Below are 23782 nucleotides of genomic sequence, written 5' to 3' on the forward strand. Positions count from 1 at the left end.
CGGTCAGGAGTCTGCGCATTATTGTGGCGATCGGAACTTGCCCGGTACGCAACAATAAATGAAAATGGTTTGGAATCAGTGCCCAGGCCAGGCATTCCGTGGAGGTTTCTTTGCAGAGTGAGGTCAATCGCGTGACAAAATCGTCACGATCACTGTCGTCCTTGAATATTGCGCGACGTTCAACGCCACGACAAATAATGTGATGGACGGCATCAGGAGCATCTATGCGGGCTTGACGGGGCATGGGAGGAAGTATGGCATGAAGCTCAAACTGAAGCAACGCATAATTTCATGGACGTCCCCTATTCACTACACATTACCTCCATTGCACACTGGTCAATTACAAAGCTAAACAAATCTTTATCATGGCTATCTGCTTCAGGTTTACCTTTGTCTCTAAATCCGACAAATAAAGCGGCGTTTTCCAATTCTTTTATTTTTACAACTGCGGCATATTCATCTACACATATATCTGTTGAATGTGCAAATCTTACGTTAAAACTTTTAGTTAGCACTAGACTTCCGTCAACTAAAGAAAAAATACCATTATTTTCAATCACGTGATCAATTAAGGCCGCAACAAACCCCGCAGTTCTCATTTTTGAAGGAACTTCAACAATAGCTCGTTCTTTTTTTTCAAATAATTTCTTAATGAAACCCATTTAAACCTCCATGGTTCTTATTTATGTCAGCGGGAATTGAATTTTATTTCAAAACAATTACTTCGAGGATTTGTGATTATAACAATTCTGAGATGCTTTATTTATTGCTGCTTTTGCCCCCTCTATAGGCAATGATAATGCTTGCTCACCTCCCGAAAATCTTATTAGTACTGACCTTGACTCTTTAATTTTGTTTAAAATTTCAGGTGTACCGTACATTACACTCTCGGTAGCATTTGTATATGAAAACAAGTAAGTTTCACCTGAATATTCATCCCCGTCTAACTCTAAGACCATATCCACTGTAGATTTACTACTACCAACGAAATCACCAAGATCAGTATCAAGATCAGTATCATGGATATTGGAAAGAATGAAGCCTACTTTACTTTGGCACTTGCTGTCGCTGAATAAGGCCACAACAAAAGTACACAAAACCGAGTCCTTCCCCTCTTTTATAGTAAAAGATATTTGAGCCGTTGCATCTTGAACTTTCCAAAAACTTGCAGCGAAAGATGTTGTTACGCCTAAAAGAAGTATTGATAGCAGGCTGATCGTTGATATTAGAATTCTCATTTTCATAACTTATTACTCCTGCCATTTTTTGTTATTTCAGTAACAGCAGGTTATTTCTTGCCTTCTCGCTGCCCAACTGCGCCCCTTTGCTCCACCAAAATGCTGCTAAAGTTATATCTTTTACTGAAACGATCCCATGAAAGTATATGTATCCGATTTTATTCATTGCCTCTGGATTTCCATTTTCAGCAGACATTTTTAAAAACTCAAACGCCTCAAACTCATTCCCGTTTTTATAAAATTTGCAACCAACTTCAAGTTGAGCATCTGAGCTACCAGCCACAGCACTTCGATAAGTTTTTGAGTTCCTAATGTCCTCATTTTTCTGCTCTGTAATATCCATTGTTATGCAACGCCGATAAGAATTTTTCGGACGGTTATCAACCATTTATCCTCCTTTTATTATCGACTAACTATGTGGTGATATGTTTTTGAACTGGCCTGCTCCTGAAAATAAGTTCCTTTTATCGCAGCCATTGAGAAAAAATCTCAGGTCCATCCTAAAAAAGTTATTTCTACGCCTTTTACTTGAAGATATAGGCTACCATTGTTCTACCACAAAATCTGATGACCTGCAAAAACCACAATATTTTTTATCACTCTCGAATTTCCTTTGGCACTTTATACAGAGTAAGAGCATCTGTTGTGACTCACTTAATTGATTTGTATCTGAATTCATAAAAACTACAAAATATGTTTCTGTTATTGGTTCTCGGACGTTCATTGTTGAGTTTCTTATAAAAGATTTTCTTGTTATTTTTCCCTGTTCAATCATTTTTATTATTTCTTCTGTTGTTCTTGGACCGAATTCTCTTTCTCCGGCGCTGACAAACCATTCATAATCGTCCGGATCGAATCCAGAACTGCTGCTAGCCTTAGTGGAGTCTTCTTTTCGTGAATTGGATGTTTTGCTGGATGTAGAGGTGGCGGTTGGTGTGTTTTTTGGGGGGGGTGTGCTTGTTGCTTTTCTGGGTGCGTTCGTTGCTTCTTTTTGTATTATTTTTTTCCTCCGACTCACGTCTGGTGAAGTTGATTTTTTTCTATTTTCAACTTCTTCTTCAATTGCGGTAGTAAGTTCAATTTCGTCTTTAAGGGATTGGACTCTATACTCAATATAAAGTGCTTTAGCTTTTTCTTCTATGCCAGAAGAATTTGATAGGGCTTTTGTCCAAAGTCCATCCCGGCGGTGCCCATTACGCAACTCAATGGCAACCTGCTCATATAGTTGCTCTTCTAATAATCTCGTTATCGCGGAATGCCTTCTTATTTTCTTGAACAAATTAGAACCTCAATTCTTAAAGATAAAAGGAATTTTGCACCATTGCAGGAACATATTCCGTAAATTAAAAAAATCCATGGTGCTCACTCGCCAAGGTTGAACTTTCTATAGATATCACCCTCTACCAATTTTTTACAATAAAATATTTGAAAAACCCAATACCCATGTCAAGACTTTCACTCACCATCGGCCATGAAAGCCAGACATATCAAACATGACAACCAATTGCTGAAATTCTCTTTGCACTGCAACTCACTTTACACAGAGTAGGGACTTCGGGGGACATAACACCTATTTCTCCGGCATTTTCTGCCGACCGGGCTTCTGTTTTGTCCACCTGATGCCGATTGTTTTCTAAATAAGTGTTATGTCCCCCGAAGTGTTCCCACGCTACCTTGTCTTTGTTTTTCTTTCGTTGCCAACGCTTACCCGGCATGATCCAACCGAAGAGTACAACCTCCATAACCATTCTGCATTTATCGAAAAATGAATATTTTGGCGATTCCGGTTCCTGTCCCGACTCGGATTCATTTATGTTGTCAATGAAGATTCCGATAATTTCATTGGCTCTCTCAAGGTCTTTTTCATGAACCATAAAGGTCTTTTTATTGAATTGCTCGATCCTTATGCCCGGCCTCATTGAACCGAAATTATCGTTATGTACGTAGAAATGAATACCTTCTGACGCAAAGATACCTTTGATCATGGCAAGTTGAATGTCGTCATCAGGAGTGTAAATTTTGATCATTTATTCTCCAGAAGCCCTGATTCCCAGATGTGACCGGTGACTTACCTGTGCCGGTGGTCACCCATAGATTCTGCGGGTGAACCAAACTAATATATCTGTACAGAATGGTGCTATGCTGAAAAAAGAGCAACGCATAATTTCATGGACGTCCCGCTTTTTCTCCACTTCAGCTTCGCCTGCCACTTCTTGCGCATCGTTTGACGAAGCACCGTGAACTTGCCCTTCCTCGTTTCCCCGCAAATGTGAGTGAGTCCGAGAAAATCGAAGGTCTCCGGTCTTCTTTCGCCCCTCTTCTTTCGGTTTTGGGCGGCAAACCGTCCAAACTCGATCAGGCGTGTCTTGTCGGGATGCAGATCCAGACCGAACTTGGCGAATCGTTCGCGTAGTTCAGTGAGGAACCGCTCCGCTTCGTCGCGATACTGGAACCCGACCACGAAGTCGTCGGCATAGCGCACGACGACTACGTCGCCCCGCGCCTGCGTCCTCCGCCATTGCCGAATCCACAGGTCGAATACGTAGTGAAGGTAGATATTGGCCAGTAGCGGACTGATGCTGCCGCCTTGTACCGTTCCCTCTTCATTTGGTATCCGCTTTCCCTCTTCCAGCACCCCGGCGCTCAGCCATTTCTGGATGAGGCGCACGATGCGCCGATCCGCGATTCGGTGCTCGACAAATTTCACCAGCCATTCGTGATTGAGGGTGTCAAAGAACGCACGAATGTCGGCATCGAGTACCCAGCTCACCTTCTGCGTATAGATTCCCATATACAAGGCGTCAAGCGCCGGGTGCTGGTGGCGCTTGGGCCGGAATCCATAGGAGAAGCCGAGGAAGTCGCATTCGTAGATGGCATTCAGCACCTCGACGACGGCGCGCTGGACGATCTTGTCTTCCAACACGGGTAATCCGATCGGTCGCTGCCGACCTTCCGCCTTCGGGATGTAGCTTCTAAGAACCGGCTTCGCCCGGTACGCTCCTCGTTTCAGCCGTTCGGTAAGGTTCTGGAGATTTTCCTCCAGATTCTCGCCGTAGTGGCGCCATGTCTCTCCATCGATCCCTGGGGCGGCGTTACGTTTGACCGCGTAATAGGCGCGCCGCAGTTGCTCGATGTCGTAAACGTGGTGAAAGAGGGCTGTGAACCGCTGCTTCTTATCCTTTCCTGCTGCTTGGCGTACCCGTTCGAGGGCGCTTGGCGCGCCGGTCCGGACGGGTTTGGGGACGTCCATGATTTCATGCGTTTCCCGTCGGTAATGCAATTTGCATTTCTTTTGAAAGACTCTCACCCCGCGGCACCGCCCGACTCACAGCAGACTGCGTCAAACCGATCTTCCTGCCGACTTCACTCGCGGTCATCCCTAATTCTCGAACCGCCCAGAAACATAACAAGCTCCGACCTTTGACGCGTAACGGCTGTTTTCCCGGCAGTGTCAGATCCCCCGGTTTTAAACCAAAGTGATTGGCCGCGGCTTTGAGCAGTTCATCGAAGGGAACGCTCTGCTGAAGAGAGTCTGTTTTGCGCGCAAAAGCTTCCTCAGCCTGGCGCAAAACCTCTTCGACAAAGGAACCTTCGCCAAGTATCCGCTCATCGCCTTTACTTTCCAGATTTGCCTGGCGATTCTGCACAACCTTTTGCCAACCGCCACTGCTGCGAATCAGCCCACCGCCGATGAGATCGAACCGCTTTCTCTGCGACAACCCATCGGCAACAAATGCCTCATAAGCCTTGCGTGCAACTGGCAGCCGTGTACCAAAACGTTCCAGAACGACCGCAACATTCTGCCAACCGTCTTCATTCTGCCCCATCAAACAACGGTGTCCACTATAGGGATAGTTTTTCAACGCCTCTATTGACGCAACCTGTCGGGCACGCAGAGGGTTGAGATGGATATAGCGAACCAGTTCTAACAGATATAATTCTTCCTGACAGAGGATCGATTTATAGCGGTTTTGAAACAGGTGACCAGTGCGACCATGGCGGCGATTAAATTTGACCGCATAACCGGTCAGGAGTCTGCGCATTATTGTGGCGATCGGAACTTGCCCGGTACGCAACAATAAATGAAAATGGTTTGGAATCAGTGCCCAGGCCAGGCATTCCGTGGAGGTTTCTTTGCAGAGTGAGGTCAAACGCGTGACAAAATCGTCACGATCACTGTCGTCCCTGAATATTGCGCGACGTTCAACGCCACGACAAATAATGTGATGGATGGCACCAGGAGCATCTATGCGGGCTTGACGGGGCATGGGAGGAAGTATGGCATGAAGCTCAAACTGAAGCAACGCATAATTTCATGGACGTCCCTTATTCATACATTCCTCCGTCCCCCATTCCTCCGTCCCCCATTCCTCCGTCCCCCATTCCTCCGTCCCCCATTCCTCCGTCCCCCATTCCTCCGTCCCCCATTCCTCCGTCCCCCATTCCTCCGTCCCCCATTCCTCCGTCCCTCATTCCTCCGTCCCTCATTCCTCCGTCCCTCATTCCTCCACCATCATAGCGATTCCACTTTAGTATTTCCAGCAAAGTCCCTTAACATTTCCAAATTTCCTTAAAGTTATCTTAGTGTTTTCAGGGACACCCTTTACAACCAACGGAGAATGACTTTCTGTAAACTTTTTGTAAACTATGTACTTAGCATCGGGTGACCATGCATACTCCTTAACATCGTTAAAGCCAAAATTTGTTATCACTGAATTTTTTAGGTTATTATCCAAATCGTACAGGTAAACAAAATATGTAGACCGATATAAAATTTTATTACCTTTTGGACTCCAAGCAGGGGCAACTCCATTGCTAATAATCAATTCAGTCTTATCATCACTCAAAGAATAAATTTTATTATCAACAGATGTGAAGGCTACTTTTCTTGCATCTGGAGACCATGAAGGCTTGTATGGCCCAACTGGAACATCAGAGACCAGATTAAATTTTTTACTATCTAAAGACAAGGTATATAGTTTGTATATTTGTTTCTCCGACCCGACTGTCCTGCCTAAAAATGCTATTTCTTTACCACTTGGAGATACACTTATAAAGCTACAGTCGAGATTTATCTCTGGGTATTCAATGACACCTTTTCTTTCCAGATCATATATGGTTATAATACCTCGGTTATCTCTGTAATTAGTAAATACAATTTTATCATCTGACAGCCAGCAAGGATACGATGGAAAGTAGATATGGAATTTTTTTAGATTGATTTTGTTGACTTCCTGTGAAGGAAGATCAAGTACATACAAATCATCACGCCCTACAGAAAATACTATTTTACCTTTGAGATTTGTTTGAACATTTTTGTCTTGCATTGATTGGCACCAGAGAATGATCAAGATGCAAATCAATAATATTATCAGTATATATTTTACATACTTTGTCATTCCATGACCCTCCTTTATAGACCACAGCTGCCTAATACATCAGATACCCAGCTATAGCAGTTATATGAGAGCAACCCATAGGTTGGATGGCTAAAGGTTCTGATTTTGTCCTTAACGCACTTTTCTTTACAAGGGTCATCCGTAATGGTTACACAATGAACCCCCCATCCAGACAAGGGGTCAGTACTCTGAACGGTGCTATCTCCAAAATATCCGTAAGGAACGCCATCGATGACTAAATATTGATGATAGTTTGTAAAAGTATTTTTTAGTGGCCTGAAACAATTTTTTATTATCAAACCTGTTGGATCAGTACTATTGATGGGGTTCGATCCAACATAATTGAAAAGGTTAATCCCGCCCTTGAAGCCAACAGGGTCCTTGGAAATGAATCTCCCCTCCATCGGATCGTAATACCGCGCCCGGTAAAAGTAGAGACCTGTCTCCCGATCCCACTCCCTTCCGGTGTAGGTGTAAGGATTATTGATCGTTGCGCCGGTTGCCTCCTTCATCCTCCCAAACGGCTCGTAGTCATATCTCGCCATAACCTTGCCCGTGCTGTCGGTAATGGCCGTTACGCTTCCCAATCCATCATAATGGTAGAAGAATGTTCCGTCGGCATCCTTTCTGGCGATTATTTCGTCCACCCCGATTCCGAGGGTATAACGGGCCGTCCGTGTTCCCGACGCATCGTACTCGGAAAGGACGCTCATACCATCGTGAAAGTAACTGGTTGTACCCGCTTCAGTGGTCTTGGCGAGTCGACTGAAACCGTCCGGAAAGTTGTCGACGGTGACGGTCTTCCCGTCCGACGTCGTCACCTGTGACAGCCTGCTCTGATAATCATGGCTGTAAGTGGTAGTTGCCGTCGTTTTGCGCTGGGTGACAGATTGGCGTATGAGGCTACCATTCTGGTCATAATCAAAGACGGTTTCAACGGGAGAGTGCCGCCCTTTTTCGATAATATTCAGCAACTGGTTTTCAGGATTATAGGTGTACGCAAAGCTTCGCGAATCGCCGTCGACAAACTTGCGGGCGAGCACCATCTTTGTCCTATTCCCGATTTGGTCGTATTCGAAGCTCCCTTTAGCGGCATCCGGCCGGGTTTCATCGTAGGCGGTGAGCCGATAAAGTTTATCATAAGTATACGTGGTGCTGTTGCCCCCAGCTTCCTTCACGCTGAGCCGATTCCCCATTTTATCATAGGTATATTGATAAGAGGATATTACTCCCGATGGCCCGTTTGTACTCATATCGAGGAGTCTTCCCGCTGGGTCGTAGGTGTAAGAAGTTAAGGTGCCATTGGAATAGGCGACGGCACTCTTTCGTCCGCCAGTGTCATATGAATAGACCACTGAATTGCCGGTCGGATCAGTGATCTTAACCACTCTTCCAGCCGCGTCATAAGAATAGACGGTTCGCCCTCCTTCCGGGTCGATCATGACGCTTTTCCGGCCCGAGACGTCGTATTCGTAACGGATACCCTTTCCGAGTGTTTGGTAAGTTTTCGCCGTGAGCCGTTTTGCAGAATCATAGGAAAGTTCGACTTTCTCCGCCGGAGCTTGCCAGGAGATAAGATTGCCGCTGTCGTCATAAAGGAAAACCTCTTCTGTTCCGTCGGGATACCTCCTCCCTTTCAATCTGCCGATGGAGTCGTAGGAATGGATGACGGTGGCACCGTTGGCGTCGGTCTTCCTGGTGAGGTTACCTCCATCATCGTAAGCATAGGTGGTAATGTTGCCGAGGGGATCCGTTTCACTCACCAGCTTGCCGAGGGTGTCGTACTGGAAGGTTGTTGTGTTGCCTTTGGGGTCTGTGACAGCGGTGAGCTTGTCCGCCCCGTTGCCGCAAGAGACGCAGCCGGAGCCTCCGTAGGTGTAGGCGGTAATGTAGCCCATCTGGTCAGTCATCTTGATGAGCTGCCCCTTGTAATTATATCCATAATACGTGGTGTTGCCGTTTGCATCGGTTTCGCTTGTCTTGTTACCATTTTTGTCGAAGGTCGCAGAGATGGCATTCCCAAGGGGATCGACAACTTTGATCAAGTTGCCACGGGCATCGTATTCGAAGCTCAAGACATTCCCTTGCGGGTCGGTCTGACGGGTCATCCTGCCGACGGCATCGTACTCGAAGCGGGTGGTTGCTCCGGCGGGGTCGGTGATCGAGTTCATATTCCCAGTGGCGTCATAGGTCATGGCGGTGGTGCGCCCGGCGGGGTCGGTGACGGAGGTGAGGTTCCCCCGCGCGTCATAGGCGTAAGCGATCACGGCGTCGGCCGGACCGGTGGTTTTGGTCAGGTTGCCTCTGTCGTCGTACTCGTAGGAGGTGATTCTCTCCTCCGAATTGATGCTGGAGGTGACCTGGCCGAAGGCGTTGTAGGTGTAGGTGGTTATCTGCCCGGTCACGTCGGTGACCGAGGTCATATTGCCGGTCGCATCGTAGGTATAGGCGGTGGTGCCGGAAGGGTCGGTCCTGGTCAATTGATTGTGGTTGGCGTCGTAGGTATAGCTGGTTGTGTTGCCCTCCGGGTCGGCCTTGCTCAGCAGATCCCCGGTAACCGTATCATAGGAGTACCGCCACACCCCGCCGTTTTTCTCGGTGAAGGTGGTGGTGCGCACTGTTTCATCGGCGGTCGGATAAGCGAGGGTGCGCACCCGCCCTTCGGGGTCGATGGACGACCCGACCCGGTGCTGCTCGTCGTAGGTGTAGGTGGTGAGATTGCCGAGCGGATCACGTTTGCCGATCAGAAAGGCATTGTCGGCGTAGGTGTAATTCCAGGTGGCTCCGCCGGGGAAAGTGACGCTTTGCAGGGTGTCGGTAACATTGAGTTGATAGAGATTCCCCGCCGGATCGGTAACGGCAAGGAGATGCCCATTGCTATCGTAACTGAAGGTTGCGGTGCGCCCTGTGTCGTCGGTGACGCTCTGCAGCAGGTCACCGTCGTAGACAAAAATCAAGGTGTTGCCGTTGCGGTCGACCTGAGCGACAAGTCTGCCGTCGGTATCGAAATGTTGCCGGTCGCCGCCCTTCAGGATCCGGGTCCAGCCGCCAGCGGAATTCTTGGTCAGGACGGCGTAATCGCCAGGCTGGGAAGTGTAGTTGCCGTTCCCGGTCGACTGATAGAGCAGAGAGCGACCATTTCCCGCAGCGAGAACAACTTCCTCTGAAACATGCTCGTTCAGGTCGACTTCCAGACTGTGGCGCCAGCCCATTCCAAGGGAACCCGAAGCGCTATCCTGGCTGCGGTACGCCAGGGTGAGATCAAAACCGGGCAATCCAGGAGCTGAGAACAAGGGCAAGCTGTCATTCAATTCACCTCCGGCAATATTGGCGGAGGAGCCGAAGGTGACTTTAAGCATGCAAGGATTGGTGGTCTCGGTAACGAGAAAGTTTACACTTTTGCTGTCGTCACAATCCGGGTCATCGGCCCGCTCGGCATGCAGGGATGCCAGATGGCTGCCAACCTCGACAACCTTGCCATTGCGGCGTTTGCCATCCCAAATGATGGAGGGTGATTTCCCGGAGCCGATAAACTGGCGACCAGCCACCGAAACATCCCAGTTGACGGCCTCGCCGGAGCTCTCGGAGATGGAACCTTTGAGTAAAACTGTGCCACCGGAATCTCGCTGGATAATGGTGTCTTGACCACTGAATGAAGTAACCTTCAGGTCGCAGCAATTCCCCTCCATGACGCCGTCATTGTCGACATCGGAACAACAGAAAAGCTGCTTGTTATCGCACAGCTTTACCTTGACTGAGGCGCTTGCGAATGTACTGTTATATTGAGGATTTGGGGAGCTCGTATTGCATGAATAAATTTGACCATAGTATTTTTGACAACCGTAACCGGCAACGTCTTCAAGGTAATACTTTATTGTAACATTATCGTCTCCATCGTAATTCGCGGGGATCCTCAATCGGTCGCTTTGTGATTGCACAACGCCTAAATTGTCATACCCATATGGGCACCAGATCCTTTCGACACTGCGCAGGCCCGAGAATGAGCCCAACAGGGGGGAACTCTTTTTTAAATAAGCATAACGAAAAGTGTTGCAACTCCCCATAAAATCAAGGGTTGGTGAAAAACATTCTTTATAACAGCCATTTGTATTATACGATGAATAGGGTTTGGGGTGATCGTCAGAGTCGACAACAAATTCGACGTTTACATCAACATATTGTCGATTTTCAGAAATTTCTACAGACGTTACTTTTACGGATCCAGAAGCGGCAATGGCGGGGGGGCAAAGGAGTAAATTCGACAACAAAAACATCAGAGAAAAAAAGTAAATTTGTTGCGCTTTAATGCTGTCCATTTGGCCCCTCCCTCTTTCTGAAAACAGTTTATTTCTGCGCAGCGACGAAAATTTCTATCATAAATCCAATGAGATGTGTCTTCCCTCATACTACAAATACACCCCAAAAAACAAGCAAATTTTACCCCTTTTCAACTCAGACGACAGAGCCGTCCTCAATGTTCGAAGACGGCACCCAGCCAGGGAACTGCTGCCGCTGGACGGTGCGACGGTGTCACCACAAAAAAAATCGAAGAAAACAGACCATCAGTCATCCTCCTCGCACCGATGTGGGGACAAAGGTTGAAAGACCAATTATTCAGGCTGCATGAAGTGAGAGGGGCCCCCTCAAGCAACAGACGTAACGATCCAGCAGCGCCCTTGCGATTCGGATTGTCTTCCCCCTGATCGGAGTGACGCACGTATCTTTCAACGGGCCGGGTTTGCCAGCTACGCTGGGCAAACAAAAAAAAGCACCTGTCCATTGACAGGGGCTTTTTCTATTCACACAAACGTGGGTTTTACTAGTGGGCGCGCATCAGGCGTTGCTTCTTACGCAGACGACGTTGTGCTTCTTTTTCCTTACGCTTGCGCTTGACGCTGGGCTTCTCGTAAAACTTGCGTTGCTTCATTTCACGAAACAGGCCCTCCTGCTGTAGCTTGCGCTTGAGCACCTTAATGGCTTTCTCGACATTATTGTCGCGAACTTCAATTTCCACTGGTAAATCACCTCGCTCTCTGGTCTTTTTCGCTGTTCCAGCCCCGAGGAGCATGAAACAGCGTCGCATCATAGGGAAAACGTTCCGGAATTGCAAGTCTTATTTTATCGTGACGGCCTCCTGAAAGTCGCGAAAAGCTGTACCCGTTTGCCCCCGTTGAGTAACGGCAAGGCCTGCTTGAACGGCAAACCGGTCGCGTCGGCCAGCTGTCGATGGGGCGTCAGCAAGGCGACCCGCCAAGCGGGGAAAACCCGTCGGCACACGTTGCCAAACTCGGCATAAAGAGGTGTCAATGTCTCCGGACGCTCCAGTCGCAAGCCGTAAGGCGGATTGGCGATCACCAGCCCGCAACCGACCGGCGCGACATCCCAATCGGCAATCGCGCGTTCGTGAAAAGTAACCGTTGCGGACAATCCGGCATGTTCCCCATTGGCGCGCGCGGCGGCCACCGCGGCAAGATCACGGTCGGCACCGTGCAGAGCAACAGTCAATGGACGCACACCACGCGCAGCTTCGGCAAGCAGTGATCGCCAGAGTCCTTCACGGTAGCGTGGCCAGTGCATGAAAGCAAAGGTGCGGGCCGCTCCCGGCGCCCGGTGCGCGGCGAGCAGCGCCGCTTCAAGGGGGAAAGAGCCCGAGCCGCAACAGAGGTCGACCAACGGCGTGGTGCCGTCCCAGTCCAGCAACTGGAGAATCCCCGCCGCCAATGTTTCGCGCAGCGGAGCGCGTACCGCTGCCTGACGATAACCGCGCCGGTGGAGCAGGAGATCAGAGCTGTCGACCGAGAAGGTACAGCGGTCAGCGTCGATCCGCACCAACACCTGCTGAGTGAAGGGGCCGCTTTCCGGGCGGCTCCGTCCCAACGCCCGATCGATGCCATCCATCACTGCGGTGGCCACCCGCTCACTGTGCCAAAGGCGCGAACGGTGGCAGGTTACCAGTACCTTGACCGGCGTTGCCGACTTGATAAAACGCCCCCACGGCAGGCGCGCGGAACGTTTAAAGAGTTCAGGAAAATCACTGCAACGCCCACTGCCGACGCGCACCGTCACCCGTCCGGCGCTGCGCAACCACAGATTGGCAAGATAGATGTGCCGCAGGTCGCCACAGAATTCTACCCCGCCAGCGACGGTGCGGGGAAAATCAACGCCAAGGGCAGTGAGTTCGCGGGCGCAAACCTCTTCCAGCCCCGGGATCGTGGCGGCAAAGATGTCCAGTTGATCGTTTTTCATATGCTTCTCCGGAGCGCAACATAGCACGGCGTTAATCGTTTTGCACTCTGTTGAAAAAAACTGCTAAAATACACGGCAACCGACAACTCAAGATCATCACCATACCGTCAGACGGGAAAGATAACATGACACTCGACGAATTGAACATTGACTGGGCCTACCTGATTGAACGGGTCGAACAGCTCCTCGATATGGGGGAAGACTATCTCGGTGAAAAACTCGACGATAACGCGTTCGATCCTGAGCTGTTTGCCGAAGTCCGCACCTTTCGCTGGCGCAGCGGCGGTCACGGTGAACTGACACCGGTGCTCTATCCCGACATCCCGGTTCCGGACGCACTGTTCGGCATTACCCCCCAACTTGGAGTACTGCGTCGCAACACCCGCCAGTTCCTCGCCGGATTTCCGGCCAACAACATTCTTTTGTGGGGCGATCGCGGAACCGGCAAGTCATCGGCAGTGAAAAGTCTGCTGGGTGAATTCGCCGCGCACGGACTGCGGCTGATCGAAGTGACCGGTAATGGTCTGGCCCAGCTCCCCGCAATCGCCGCCCTGGTGCGCGAACAACCCTTTTTCTTTATTCTGTTCTGCGACGATCTCTCCTTCAATGCCGACGATTCGGGCTATCGCGAATTAAAATCTCTCCTTGAAGGGGGCGTCGAGACCCGCCCGGAGAACCTGCTGGTCTATGCCACCAGCAACCGTCGCCACCTGATTCCCGAACAGATGAGTGACAACCGTGGCGACAACGAAATTCACCCGGAAGAAGCCATTGCCGAGAAGCTCGCTCTGGCTGAGCGCTTTGGCATCGTCCTGCACTTGCCGCAGATCGATGAATCAACCTATCTGGAGATTGTCCGGCAGGGGGTCAAGGCGTATGATCTTGCCCCGGACGCCGCACAACTCGATCAGGCAGCGCTGCTCTGGGCGCGCCAGCGGGGTGGACGCTCAGGGCGCGTCGCCCGCCAGTTCATCGCCGATTTTGTCGGCGCCCTGCTTCTGACGACCCGTGCGAATGACAACAACTGAAAAATTCCTCAAAGATTCCTTGCTTGACATGCGATTTGCGGATAATATGCGGACTGTTTATTTTGACATGACAAATTCGTTTTACCGGGAGAGATCTAATGACATCGCGTTGGCTGCTGATTCTGTTTTTGCTGCTCACAACCCCTGCGTTCCTTTATGCCCGCTGGATTGAAGATAAAGTCATGATGCCGGTGGAGGCCACCGGCCCGGTGGAGTTCAGTCACAACCTTCACTTTGAAACGAAGGACGTCGGCAGAAACTGTCCCTCCTGCCACAATAATGTATTCAATATCGTCGTCAGCAAGAACCCCGTGTTCACCATGAGCGACATGGCTGACGGCAAGTCGTGCGGCGTTTGTCACAACGGAACCAGGGCCTTCGCTGTCGACGGTGATTGCACGACGTGTCATAAAACCCGCGACATCGCCATGCAGGTTGCGGCAACCGGGATCGTCATGTTCAGTCATGAAGTCCATCTGGGCATGTTCGGCTGTGCCGAGTGTCACCCCGACCTGTTCAAGCCGCAGCAGGGAGCTAACACCACCACCATGAAAGCGATGGAGGGTGGTGCGTCGTGCGGTGCCTGTCATGACGGCAGCACTGCCTTCGGGGTCAAGTCCGATTGCACCACCTGCCACCCGACCCGCGATATTACCTTCAATGTCACCGCTACCGGTCCGGTCGGCTTCAGTCACGATGTTCATACCGGCATGTACGGCTGCGGCGCATGTCACCCCAAGGCGTTTGTCCCCCAGGCGGGTCAAAATACCAAAACGATGAAACAGATGAACAAAGGCGCATCGTGCGGTGCCTGTCATGACGGCAGCACCGCCTTCGGGGTCAAGTCCGATTGCACCACCTGCCACCCGACCCGCGATATTACCTTCAATGTCGCCGCTACCGGTCCGGTCGGCTTCAGCCACGATGTCCACACCGGCATGTACGGTTGTGGCGAATGTCACCCAGACCTCTTTGTGCCCAAAGCGGGGATGAACACCAAAACCATGGCACAGATGAACAACGGCGCATCGTGCGGAGCCTGTCACGACGGCGACACCGCCTTCGCCGTGAAAACGGACTGCACCAGTTGCCACCCGACCCGCGACGTCACCTTTCCCGAAGACAGTACCGGCAATGTACCCTTCAGTCATGACGTGCATACCGGCATGTACAGTTGCAGCGAATGTCACCCGGATCTGTTTGTGCCGCAGGCGGGAGAAAATATCGTTGGCATGGATGCGATGGGGAACGGGAAATCGTGCGGCGCATGCCACGACGGCGAAACGGCCTTCAGCGTCGCAGAAGCCTGCGACAGCTGTCATCAAATGTAGCTGCCGGGTGCCTGAATGGATTTAAGAAAGTACTTTAAAGCGGAACAGAAGGTGCTGCTACGCCACATCGGCGAAGGTGTGGTTGAGGGCAGTTTTGCCGCGTTGACCGCCTACGTCGTGAGCTTTTCGGGGATGCGCCTGTCCCTGCGTCTGCCCTACGGCAATCGTGAGGGAGAGGGGTACCCGTTTACACCGGCAATGTCCTTTGAACTACTGACCGACGCCATCACCATGGGGATCCGCGTCACCGGGACTTTCATCAAAACTGAAAATCACGACACATTGCTGATTGAGTTGAACCGCGACTTTCAGGCTTTCCAGCGCCGCACCCATGGACGTAAAGACGTCACCGTCGGGATACGCTACACGAAAGGACAGGGGACCCTCCGTACATTTCACGAGCAGTGGTTGAAAAACATCGACATCCTCGACAAAACCGTCCGCGAAAAACTTCCCGCATTCCCCGATTGCGCTGTCAATCTCAGCCGGGGGGGGATCCGTTTTGCAATCAAAAAGCCGATTACCGTTGCCGATCTCTGCGTCCTCATCGTTGATCTTAAAGATGATGGCAAGCCACTCTGCACATTGGCTGAAGTCGTCTGGCAATCGACGCAGGACACCCCCCAGTACCGGGAGGTCGGGATGCAGTTTTTAAATATCCTCGAACGGGATCAAAAAAGGATTGAAAATTTCTTGAAAACGAAAACCGCTGTGCCATCCTGAGAGCGGCGGGCCGACTCACCTGCCGCAGAAGCGCTAAGGGGCACCGGAATCCTGCACCAGCGCTTCCACCTCAAGCTTCACATCATCGATGTTGACCTGCACGACTTTTCCGGCGGCACGCTCACAACGCACCAGCCCTTCCTCGACCCACTCCATCAGCAACGCTTGCTGAATCCCGTATTTGGCAGCGGCGGCGTCAGGCTCATACCAGGTTTTAAGCAGCGACATAGAGCACCTCCCTTGCGGAACATCAATTTACGCACCGTTCACTCTTCCAGTATACCCGATAAGTCGTGCATTCTCAGCGCTGCTCGATACGAATATCATCGTAGCAGGCAACCGCCCTTTCTCCGGTATTATCGGTATCGGTCATCAGTGCAATCGCCCCGACCGCCGGAGGCTCTTCGCCGAAGATGCGCCGGTAGTCCGCATAAACATCGACCCGCTCGGTAATCCACTCGCCGACCCGCGCTGCGCCGCTCTCAACCGCGATCATCATGGCATTACGCGTAAAACTGTTCGGTAGCGTTTCCCCCTGCGGCAGTTTGTTCGCCCAAATATAGTTGATGGTGCGCGTCCTGGGGAAAAACCAGTGGGGGAAAACAACATAAATCCGCGCGGCATAATCATCGCCGCTCTGGCGCGTCGCGTCCCCGCTACGAATGATATTATCGACCTTCCAGCGCCAGGTGAGAAGCGGGTAGTCTTGCAGGCGATATGTTTTCTTCAGCGCCAGCCCCGAAGCCGTCCCGTTACTGACTGCACGCAACACCTTGCCCCCACCTTCGGCGACAACGGTATAAATCGTCTCCCCCTTGAAGCGGGTTTCCTCCCAGGCAGGGTTCAGCCCGTGTTCAAAGTCATCGACAACGATTGAACCGGCGCCCAGGACCGGGACGACGGAAAAACTGATCAACATAATAAAAAGCACTAAACGTATCAGCATGAGTCTTCCAATCGCCGCGCCACGCCACGCCAGGAGCCTGTCCGACGTCACTTCCCGCGCCGTTTTCCCGGCCAGTCGTGAACGCTTTCCTCCAGCCGTGACCAGATGCCGCGCAACAGATCGAGTTCATCGACGCTGAGTCTGGCCCGCTGATGGATGCGCCGCAACGGGTTCATCAGCGCCTCCGGGCGCTGCCGGTTAAGGTAGGCGGTGCGGTCGAGTACCTCCGCCATCGTCGTAAAGAGGCGTTCGTAATCTTCCTGCAACGGTGGAACCGCTTCCGTTGCAGCCACTGCCGACCCGAGCCGTTGCCGGGTCAATTCGTAGAGGAAGACCACCACCGCCTGAGCCAGATTGAGGGAACCGTCGACGGTCGTTTCGATCGCTGCGGCGTGACTGCACATCACCACCTCTTGCGTCGTCAGACCGCTCTGCTCGCGCCCGAAAACCAGGCCGATGCGGGCGGATTTCCCGACAAAAGCTGCCGCTGTGACAGGCAATGATTGCAACGCGTTCCGGCAGCAACCTGCCCGGCGCGTTGCCGCGATGGTGTAATGACAGTCAGCGATGGCGTCGCCAAGGGTTGGACAGATCGCCGCTGCATCGAGCAACGGCGCGGCAAAGACCGCCAGCCGCGTCGCCTCCTCGGCAAGATGATCGCAAACGGGATTGACCAGGCGCAGCTCAGCGACCCCGAAATTGGCCATCGCGCGGCAGACGGAACCGATATTGCCCGGCTGCTTCGGTTCGACGAGAATGATGACAAAATTATTCATTAGCACGGCAGTTTACCAAGTGACACGTTGCACGAATGAAAAAAGCGAGGCCCCACCAGGGCCCCGCCTTTTCGTCACAAAGCATCGAATCTTACATGACTTTCAACAGTTCTACATCAAACACCAGCACGGCATTCGGACCGATCGCCGGGGGTGCACCGCGCTCGCCATAGGCAAGTTCTGCGGGAATGACCAGCTGCCACTTGGCGCCTTCCGCCATCAACTGCAACGCCTCGGTCCATCCCTTGATCACGCCACCGACCGGAAAGGTCACCGGCTCGCCACGCTTGTAGGAACTGTCAAACTCGGTACCGTCGATCAGCGTCCCGCGATAATGAACACTGACTTCACTCTCAGCCGTCGGCTTTGTTCCACTACCTGCGGTAAGGACTTTGTACTGCAAGCCGCTCGCCAGCGTCGTCACGCCCTCTTTTTTACCATTCTCCGCCAGAAAAGCGGCGCCTTTGGCCTTGTTCTCACTCAAATCTTTCTGCGTTTGCGCTTCGCGCCGGGCCATCAGCTCCTGCTGAAATTCGGTCACTGCCGCTTGAAGTTCTTCGTCGGACAGTCGCTGTGTTGCACCACTAAGAGCATCCTTGATGCCGGTGGCCAGAATCTCCGGGTCGGCGTCAACCCCCTGGGCAGAAAAATCATGACCGATGCCAAGACCGATTGCGTAACTGACTTTGGCCTTGAGGGTATCAAGTTTAATTTCCGTTGCCTTCTTATCTTCGGCCACGCAGGCGACAACGGTCAACATAATCACCGTCAGGGCAAGCGCCCAGATTTTGCGTTTCATCGGGATGGATCCTTTCTGTTCATGAAAATACGGCGTTCCGCCCACCGGTGCGCCGTTATGAGTCTCTGTTTATACCAAGCGTTACCGGCAGGGTCAAGAACAAGTAGCTGCTCAGCCCGGCAACAGCCATTAGCGCAAGCAGAAAGGTCGTCCAGCCGGCGTAATGATAAACATAGCCGGGCAGCCACGAACCAACCACTCCGCCCCCGTAGTAAAAGGCGACATAAAGTCCATTGACAATCCCCTTATGTTCGTCGGCGCGGCGGTTCAGCCAGCCGGACGCGGTGGCGTGGGTGAGAAACATCGATCCGCAAAAGACAAACATGCTGACAAAAAGAAGGGCAATATGCGTCGTCACCATCCCGAACAAAGCCAGTGCCATCCCCGCGATGCCGATGGTCATGGCGCGAATTTCGCCCCCTAAAAAAGTCCGGATCGATACCGCGTTGAGGGACATGACGATCCCCATGATGTAACCGACATAAATCAGACCGATACGGAATTCACTGGCATCGGAACTGATTTCGAGCAGACGAAACGGAATAAAATTCATGATCGCGGCAAAAACCAGAAACATGCAGAAAATCGCCAGATAGGTCCGCCGCCGCACCGGCTCACGTAAAACCTCCAGCACCAGTCGCGGCGCGGGACGTAGCGTCGTCAATGCCTGCTGAGCGGGCAGGTGCAACAGCAGAACAAAACAGACAACCAGACTGAACGCCAGAACCAGAAAAGAGAAACGCCAGCCAAAGAGCGTGGCAATCAGCCCCGAACCGGAACGACCAAGGAACCCGCCGAGAATCGTTGCTGCGATATAGGCCGCCATTCGCCGCTGCACCGTCTCGGCGGAACTGTCGCGCGAAACATAGGTCATTAACGCCGTCAACAGGGCGGGAATCAACACCCCCTGAAAGAGACGCAGAGCGATCAGCACGGCAAAGGTCGGCGCAAAATAAAAAGCCACCTCTGATAACGTCAGCAACGCCACCGCCCCGAGGAGTACCGTGCGCGGTGCCAGAACTTCGAGGATATACCCGTACAACAGAGGTGCCAGCGCCAGCGGCAAAAAGGTCACCGAAGTAAGCGTTGCCGCAACAGTCGGGGTTACCCCGAACGCCGCAACGATGGCCGGGAGCAGCGGTTGTGGCGCATAGAGCGCCGAGATGGTGAGCACGGTGGTCAGGCCGAGGATCAGGTTGGTCAGCATCAACGGCTCCGCCGCAGGCGACGCACCCGCGCAACGATCGGCGGATGGGAAGAGTAGAACCAGGCGTAGCAGGGATGGGGGTGCAGGTTGGCAAAATTCTCCGCCGAAAGTTTAATCAACCCGCTCGCCAGCGCTTCACCGTCGCCGAGCAACGCACAGGCGAAATCGTCCGCCTGATTTTCATCACGACGGGAGCGCCAGCTGCTCAACGGGGTGAACGGAAACGCCAGCAGACCGGCGCCAAAAAGCAGGATCACGACCTGAAGATAAAACGAACCACCATCGAGGCCGAGCAGCTCCGGCAACCGCCCCCAGTCCAGCAACCGATAGCCCGCATAACAGACGATCAACGCGAGCAGTTCCGTCCAGAGCAGGCGTTTGAAGATATGTTTCTTCTTCCAGTGTCCGACCTCATGCGCCAACACCGCCAGAATTTCCGCATCGTCCAGCTGCTCAAGCAGGGTATCGAAGAGCACGATCCGCTTCACCTTGCCGATCCCGGTAAAATAGGCGTTCGAGTGGCGGCTGCGCCGCGAGGCATCGACCTGACTGACCCGCTCAACCTGTAGCCCGGCACGGGTCATGAGCGCGTTGATGGCAACCTCCAGGTCGCCGCGCGTCACCGGTTTGAATTTAAAAAAGAGCGGTTCAATCAACAACGGCGACAGGTACATCAGCAGCAGCGTCGTCACGGCGAACAGCCCCCACACCCACAGCCACCAATGCAGCGGACTCCAGCGGATCAGGGCCAGCGCTCCGCCGCACAGCAAACCGAGCAACACCAGCCCGAGCAGCAGCGACTTGACAAAGTCGCTGCACCATAAGCGCAAGGTGGTGGTGTTGAACCCGAAGCGCGCCTCGACGCCGAAGGTCTTCCACAGGCTGAACGGAATCCCGAGCAGCGTCGTCGCCAGCACCAGCCCGGTCACGAAGAGCACCCCGTCGGCAACAAAGGAGCCGCTGACGCCGACGATCAGCCGGTCGTAGCGGGGCAACAGCCCGGCGAAGATGAAGAGAGCAAGCACTGTTTTGCCAAACAGCTCCTCGCTCAGGGCAACCCGCCCCTTTGCCAGCGCGTAATCGACTGCCCGACCGAGATGATGTTGATCAAGGGCTCCCGCAAACGCGGGAGGAATGGTTCGACCATGGCGTTGCTGATGACGCAGATTGAGCTGCTCAAGGAGAATCTCGCAGCCACTGATGGCAACAAAAAGTATGATCAGAATCGTTAACATGACCGGCATCTTAGCTGATTCACTGGCATCGGTCGAGAGCAAACCGGCCATCAGGCTCTATTCGCAAGCGATTCAAACCCCCTCACCCCGCCCCCGGAAAATCACTTCGTGTTCTTCGTGCAAACCTGGCATTCATCGTCAACACTGCTTGACGTCAGCGTCGCCAGAAATTCCAGCAGCACCCGATTAAACGCCTCCGGCTCCTCCAGATTGGCCAGATGCCCCGCGCCGGAGACGATCCTCAGCTCGGCATTCGGCAGTCGTTCCGCTAGCGCCCGGCTGTGTTCCGCCGGAATCGCCCGATCCTGCTCCGCACCGATCACCAGCGCGGGAGCCGTGAAGGTCGCCAGCAGTTCCGTGTAATCCTTGCGATCACGCATCGCCAGCAACCCCTCGGCGACCCCCTCCGGCGTCGCACTGCGCATCCAGCCCCCGACCATCGCCACCAGTGCGGGGCGCTCCTGGGCAGTACGCGCGGCAAAGAGAATCCCGGAAAACGCCTCGGCCACCGGCCCGACCCGCCCGGCACGTGCTTCCGCCGCCAGTGCGGTGCGTTTAGCTTTCCCCGCTTCATCATCGGTTGCCGCCCGCGTCACCACAAAGATCGCCGCGCTGACCCGCTGCGGGTAGCGTTCGAGCAGATTTTGCAGAATGTAGCCACCCATCGACATGCCGACAACCACCGCCTGCGCAACGCCTTCGCGGTCCAGCAGCGCGGCCAAAAAATCGGCGTAATCATCCAGACCGTTCGGCAGAGGACGCGCCGGTTCTGTACCAAAACCGGGCAGATCGGGGGTCAGCACCCGATACCCGGCGGCGGTCAAGGCCATTTTCTGTTGCGCCCACATCGCGGCACAGAGCGGAAAACCATGAATCATCAGCATCGTTTTCATTGGCGGAGCTCCTTTTGCGTCTGTTTTTTTTTGCGTGAGTCTACCACAAAAACCAGGAATTTCCTCGTTGCTTCTGCTATAAATGACCCAATCTGACACGAGGATCACGCTGATGACCGAGCCCGCCGCAACTGTCCCCGATCTTTCCACCCGCCTGCGCGGCGGCTTGCGGTCGGGTGTACTCACCACCTGGAAACTGGTGAAATACGTCATCCCCCTCTACGTGGTGGTCGAACTGCTCAAAGGTACCGACTTCCTTGCCACCCTCGGCGGCCTGTTCGCCCCGGCAATGCACCTCTTCGGCCTCCCCGGCGCAGCGGCGTTTGCCTTTCTCGCCGCCTGGACCCTCAACCTCTACGCCGCCATCGCCATCCTCGTCCCGCTCGAACTCAGTCCCTGGCAGATCACCCAATGTGGACTGATGATGGGGATCGCCCATAACCTGCTGCTGGAGGGGGGCGTCCTCAAAAGCACCGGCGCCCGCGCCGGACTCCTCACCCTCGCCCGTTTCGTCATCGCCATTGTCGCCGGACTCCTCTTCCGCCTGCTGTCAAGCGGGGGGGCGTAATGGAAGCGTTTCTGGTTGCGCTCGGCGCGGCACTGTTGCTGGCCGGAAAGCTGGCCCTGATCATCATCCCGCTGGTCACGCTCTTCGAGGTGATGCGCTACCTCCCCTTTTTCCGCCGCGCCGGCAAGCTCAGCGATCCATTGATGCACGGCATGGGACTCAGCCGCGACGCCGCCCTGCCACTCTTCACCGGCATCTTCCTCGGCATCGCCTACGGCGCGGGGATTATCATCCGCGTCGCCCAGGAAAAACAACTCCCCAAACGCGAACTCTTCCTGATGGGCTTGTTTCTCGCCACCTGTCACGCGGTGATCGAAGACACCCTGATCTTCGTCGCCATCGGTGGCAACGGCTGGCAGATGCTCGGCATCCGGGTCCTGCTGGCGGTCGGATTTACCGGGGTGCTGGCACACTACTGGCGAAAAACCTCGCGGCGCGAAGATATCAACCACCCGACCCCGGACAGTTGAACCTTCTGCGCTGTTCCGGGTAGAGAGAGGACTGCGTGGGCGTGAGGTCAAGATTCCAGGATGGCAACTTTAGGCTATATTGGCAACTTGCGAGCCTGCCCCTACTGTCTTTCCATCTTTCTTGGTACTTGAAAAATTCGCTTGATTGGGACAGACTCTATGCAGGATGTCCCCCCGGATGACCACGAATTCATTTTTTCAGGAGATGCACTCATGAAAACAGAAGACTTGTTGCGAGAAATTGAGTCCCTCCCCGTGGAGGAGCGGGCGCGGGTCGCTGATACGGTTCTTAAAAGTTTAAACCCAATTGAGTCAGAAATCGACAAGAAGTGGGCTGAAGTGGCCAAACGAAGACTGGCCGAGATTGAATCTGGTGCCGTGAAGTCGATACCAGGGGAAGCTGTTTTTGGTGAAATCTGGAAACGCTTTTCATAATGAAGTACGTTTTCCACCCAGAAGCCCAAAAGGAGTTCGGGCTCGCCATCGATTATTACGAGGAACGAGAAAAGATACTTGGGCATCAATTTGCGGTGGAGGTGTATAGTGCCATAGAACGGTCTGCAGCGCATCCGGGAATGTGGCCCCTTATCGAAGAAGGCGTTCACCGCTGTCTCGTTCGACGTTTTCCGTATGGCATTGTGTACCATCATAACGAGGCAAACGATGAGTTGATAATCCTAGCCGTTATGCACCTTCATCGTAAAAAAGGGGGACGGAATAAAAAAGGGGGACGTAGTTAAGTTAGTTGACTTGATTGCTTCCCAGTGCTATCCTCCCATTCATGCCAAAAAATAATAGGGGGACATTCTATAGTCCGCCTGTCAAGCTGAATCTATAATCTCTTAAAATTAAATGGTTAGCTTTTAACGTGAATCCCGGACGCACGTATCCCGTGTTTGTAAAATGGCGAGTTTCTCACTTTT

The 23782-nt window shown here is 52.8% G+C and carries 26 protein-coding genes; 7 read left to right on the forward strand and 19 right to left on the reverse strand.

Annotation, left to right across the window (positions count from 1 at the left end; translation table 11 throughout):
* The 12 genes from K0A93_12305 to K0A93_12360 all read right to left on the reverse strand — a co-directional run.
* Positions 1-244, reverse strand: a 244-nt coding sequence (locus K0A93_12305) for a transposase (protein ID MBW6512871.1), incomplete at its 3' end; no start/stop codon positions are given.
* A 58-nt stretch (positions 245-302) separates the two neighbouring features.
* Positions 303-662, reverse strand: coding sequence for a hypothetical protein (locus K0A93_12310; GenBank protein MBW6512872.1), 360 nt, complete (start codon positions 660-662; stop codon positions 303-305).
* A 57-nt stretch (positions 663-719) separates the two neighbouring features.
* A complete protein-coding gene (locus K0A93_12315; protein MBW6512873.1) occupies positions 720-1244 on the reverse strand; it encodes a hypothetical protein in 525 nt (174 codons plus the stop codon).
* A 25-nt stretch (positions 1245-1269) separates the two neighbouring features.
* Positions 1270-1626, reverse strand: coding sequence for an SEL1-like repeat protein (locus tag K0A93_12320; protein ID MBW6512874.1), 357 nt, complete (start codon positions 1624-1626; stop codon positions 1270-1272).
* A gap of 153 nt (positions 1627-1779) precedes the next feature.
* The gene (locus K0A93_12325; GenBank protein MBW6512875.1) at positions 1780-2517 is read right to left on the reverse strand and encodes a DUF4339 domain-containing protein; all 738 of its coding nucleotides are present in this window, start codon (positions 2515-2517) and stop codon (positions 1780-1782) included.
* A gap of 208 nt (positions 2518-2725) precedes the next feature.
* Positions 2726-3265: a DUF2007 domain-containing protein gene (locus K0A93_12330; protein ID MBW6512876.1), complete on the reverse strand. Its 540-nt coding sequence runs from the start codon at positions 3263-3265 to the stop codon at positions 2726-2728.
* A gap of 110 nt (positions 3266-3375) precedes the next feature.
* Positions 3376-4488 (reverse strand): group II intron reverse transcriptase/maturase, encoded by a 1113-nt coding sequence (gene ltrA / locus K0A93_12335; GenBank protein ID MBW6512877.1) that lies wholly within the window; start codon positions 4486-4488, stop codon positions 3376-3378.
* A 4-nt stretch (positions 4489-4492) separates the two neighbouring features.
* Complete coding sequence (locus tag K0A93_12340) at positions 4493-5506, reverse strand: transposase (GenBank protein ID MBW6512878.1); 1014 nt, start codon at positions 5504-5506, stop codon at positions 4493-4495.
* A 261-nt stretch (positions 5507-5767) separates the two neighbouring features.
* On the reverse strand, positions 5768-6637 hold the full coding sequence (locus K0A93_12345) for a hypothetical protein (protein MBW6512879.1): 870 nt from the start codon (positions 6635-6637) through the stop codon (positions 5768-5770).
* Positions 6638-6651: 14 nt separating this feature from the next.
* Complete coding sequence (locus tag K0A93_12350; protein MBW6512880.1) at positions 6652-10326, reverse strand: hypothetical protein; 3675 nt, start codon at positions 10324-10326, stop codon at positions 6652-6654.
* Between the two features lie 1130 nt (positions 10327-11456).
* Complete coding sequence (gene rpsU, locus K0A93_12355) at positions 11457-11651, reverse strand: 30S ribosomal protein S21 (GenBank protein ID MBW6512881.1); 195 nt, start codon at positions 11649-11651, stop codon at positions 11457-11459.
* A 104-nt stretch (positions 11652-11755) separates the two neighbouring features.
* The gene (locus K0A93_12360) at positions 11756-12883 is read right to left on the reverse strand and encodes an RNA methyltransferase (protein ID MBW6512882.1); all 1128 of its coding nucleotides are present in this window, start codon (positions 12881-12883) and stop codon (positions 11756-11758) included.
* Between the two features lie 140 nt (positions 12884-13023).
* Here K0A93_12360 and K0A93_12365 point away from each other — a divergent pair, with 140 nt between their 5' ends.
* From K0A93_12365 to K0A93_12375, 3 genes are all read left to right on the forward strand, one after another.
* Complete coding sequence (locus tag K0A93_12365; GenBank protein ID MBW6512883.1) at positions 13024-13911, forward strand: ATP-binding protein; 888 nt, start codon at positions 13024-13026, stop codon at positions 13909-13911.
* A gap of 98 nt (positions 13912-14009) precedes the next feature.
* On the forward strand, positions 14010-15242 hold the full coding sequence (locus K0A93_12370; protein ID MBW6512884.1) for a cytochrome C: 1233 nt from the start codon (positions 14010-14012) through the stop codon (positions 15240-15242).
* A gap of 15 nt (positions 15243-15257) precedes the next feature.
* Complete coding sequence (locus K0A93_12375; GenBank protein ID MBW6512885.1) at positions 15258-15965, forward strand: PilZ domain-containing protein; 708 nt, start codon at positions 15258-15260, stop codon at positions 15963-15965.
* A gap of 33 nt (positions 15966-15998) precedes the next feature.
* Here K0A93_12375 and K0A93_12380 read toward each other — a convergent pair whose 3' ends face one another.
* From K0A93_12380 to K0A93_12410, 7 genes are all read right to left on the reverse strand, one after another.
* On the reverse strand, positions 15999-16193 hold the full coding sequence (locus K0A93_12380; protein ID MBW6512886.1) for a MerR family transcriptional regulator: 195 nt from the start codon (positions 16191-16193) through the stop codon (positions 15999-16001).
* 73 nt (positions 16194-16266) lie between these two features.
* Complete coding sequence (locus K0A93_12385) at positions 16267-16911, reverse strand: DUF3047 domain-containing protein (protein MBW6512887.1); 645 nt, start codon at positions 16909-16911, stop codon at positions 16267-16269.
* Positions 16912-16958: 47 nt separating this feature from the next.
* The gene (locus K0A93_12390) at positions 16959-17687 is read right to left on the reverse strand and encodes an RNA methyltransferase (GenBank protein ID MBW6512888.1); all 729 of its coding nucleotides are present in this window, start codon (positions 17685-17687) and stop codon (positions 16959-16961) included.
* A 91-nt stretch (positions 17688-17778) separates the two neighbouring features.
* Complete coding sequence (locus tag K0A93_12395) at positions 17779-18486, reverse strand: FKBP-type peptidyl-prolyl cis-trans isomerase (GenBank protein MBW6512889.1); 708 nt, start codon at positions 18484-18486, stop codon at positions 17779-17781.
* A 55-nt stretch (positions 18487-18541) separates the two neighbouring features.
* Entirely contained in the window at positions 18542-19693 is a 1152-nt protein-coding gene (locus K0A93_12400) for an MFS transporter (GenBank protein ID MBW6512890.1), read from the reverse strand.
* Complete coding sequence (locus K0A93_12405) at positions 19693-20928, reverse strand: M48 family metallopeptidase (protein MBW6512891.1); 1236 nt, start codon at positions 20926-20928, stop codon at positions 19693-19695. The genes K0A93_12400 and K0A93_12405 overlap by 1 nt, the downstream gene beginning before the upstream one ends.
* A 101-nt stretch (positions 20929-21029) precedes the next feature.
* A complete protein-coding gene (locus K0A93_12410; protein ID MBW6512892.1) occupies positions 21030-21821 on the reverse strand; it encodes an alpha/beta hydrolase in 792 nt (263 codons plus the stop codon).
* A 112-nt stretch (positions 21822-21933) separates the two neighbouring features.
* On the opposite strand from K0A93_12410, the gene K0A93_12415 reads away from it, so the two are divergent.
* The 4 genes from K0A93_12415 to K0A93_12430 all read left to right on the forward strand — a co-directional run bounded on the left by K0A93_12415 (position 21934) and on the right by K0A93_12430 (position 23599).
* Entirely contained in the window at positions 21934-22389 is a 456-nt protein-coding gene (locus tag K0A93_12415; GenBank protein ID MBW6512893.1) for a hypothetical protein, read from the forward strand.
* A complete protein-coding gene (locus K0A93_12420) occupies positions 22389-22859 on the forward strand; it encodes a nucleoside recognition domain-containing protein (protein MBW6512894.1) in 471 nt (156 codons plus the stop codon). The genes K0A93_12415 and K0A93_12420 overlap by 1 nt, the downstream gene beginning before the upstream one ends.
* Positions 22860-23072: 213 nt before the next feature.
* Positions 23073-23294, forward strand: a complete 222-nt coding sequence (locus K0A93_12425) for an addiction module protein (GenBank protein MBW6512895.1) — start codon at positions 23073-23075, stop codon at positions 23292-23294.
* On the forward strand, positions 23294-23599 hold the full coding sequence (locus tag K0A93_12430; GenBank protein MBW6512896.1) for a type II toxin-antitoxin system RelE/ParE family toxin: 306 nt from the start codon (positions 23294-23296) through the stop codon (positions 23597-23599). Before K0A93_12425 ends, K0A93_12430 begins: the two co-directional genes overlap by 1 nt.
* Positions 23600-23782 lie beyond the last annotated feature (183 nt).

The organism is Desulfuromonadaceae bacterium, from assembly GCA_019429445.1.
Lineage (GTDB): Bacteria > Desulfobacterota > Desulfuromonadia > Desulfuromonadales > JAHYIW01 > JAHYIW01.

Coding starts and splice junctions, on each gene's coding strand:
- K0A93_12310 (MBW6512872.1), bottom strand. CDS start 662: ATGGGTTTCATTAAGAAATTATTTGAAAAAAAAGAACGAGCTATTGTT.
- K0A93_12315 (MBW6512873.1), bottom strand. CDS start 1,244: ATGAAAATGAGAATTCTAATATCAACGATCAGCCTGCTATCAATACTT.
- K0A93_12320 (MBW6512874.1), bottom strand. CDS start 1,626: ATGGTTGATAACCGTCCGAAAAATTCTTATCGGCGTTGCATAACAATG.
- K0A93_12330 (MBW6512876.1), bottom strand. CDS start 3,265: ATGATCAAAATTTACACTCCTGATGACGACATTCAACTTGCCATGATC.
- ltrA (MBW6512877.1), bottom strand. CDS start 4,488: ATGGACGTCCCCAAACCCGTCCGGACCGGCGCGCCAAGCGCCCTCGAA.
- K0A93_12340 (MBW6512878.1), bottom strand. CDS start 5,506: ATGCCCCGTCAAGCCCGCATAGATGCTCCTGGTGCCATCCATCACATT.
- K0A93_12345 (MBW6512879.1), bottom strand. CDS start 6,637: ATGACAAAGTATGTAAAATATATACTGATAATATTATTGATTTGCATC.
- K0A93_12350 (MBW6512880.1), bottom strand. CDS start 10,326: ATGGAGGGGAATTGCTGCGACCTGAAGGTTACTTCATTCAGTGGTCAA.
- K0A93_12360 (MBW6512882.1), bottom strand. CDS start 12,883: ATGAAAAACGATCAACTGGACATCTTTGCCGCCACGATCCCGGGGCTG.
- K0A93_12370 (MBW6512884.1), top strand. CDS start 14,010: ATGACATCGCGTTGGCTGCTGATTCTGTTTTTGCTGCTCACAACCCCT.
- K0A93_12375 (MBW6512885.1), top strand. CDS start 15,258: ATGGATTTAAGAAAGTACTTTAAAGCGGAACAGAAGGTGCTGCTACGC.
- K0A93_12380 (MBW6512886.1), bottom strand. CDS start 16,193: ATGTCGCTGCTTAAAACCTGGTATGAGCCTGACGCCGCCGCTGCCAAA.
- K0A93_12385 (MBW6512887.1), bottom strand. CDS start 16,911: ATGCTGATACGTTTAGTGCTTTTTATTATGTTGATCAGTTTTTCCGTC.
- K0A93_12390 (MBW6512888.1), bottom strand. CDS start 17,687: ATGAATAATTTTGTCATCATTCTCGTCGAACCGAAGCAGCCGGGCAAT.
- K0A93_12395 (MBW6512889.1), bottom strand. CDS start 18,486: ATGAAACGCAAAATCTGGGCGCTTGCCCTGACGGTGATTATGTTGACC.
- K0A93_12400 (MBW6512890.1), bottom strand. CDS start 19,693: ATGCTGACCAACCTGATCCTCGGCCTGACCACCGTGCTCACCATCTCG.
- K0A93_12405 (MBW6512891.1), bottom strand. CDS start 20,928: ATGTTAACGATTCTGATCATACTTTTTGTTGCCATCAGTGGCTGCGAG.
- K0A93_12410 (MBW6512892.1), bottom strand. CDS start 21,821: ATGAAAACGATGCTGATGATTCATGGTTTTCCGCTCTGTGCCGCGATG.
- K0A93_12415 (MBW6512893.1), top strand. CDS start 21,934: ATGACCGAGCCCGCCGCAACTGTCCCCGATCTTTCCACCCGCCTGCGC.
- K0A93_12420 (MBW6512894.1), top strand. CDS start 22,389: ATGGAAGCGTTTCTGGTTGCGCTCGGCGCGGCACTGTTGCTGGCCGGA.
- K0A93_12425 (MBW6512895.1), top strand. CDS start 23,073: ATGAAAACAGAAGACTTGTTGCGAGAAATTGAGTCCCTCCCCGTGGAG.
- K0A93_12430 (MBW6512896.1), top strand. CDS start 23,294: ATGAAGTACGTTTTCCACCCAGAAGCCCAAAAGGAGTTCGGGCTCGCC.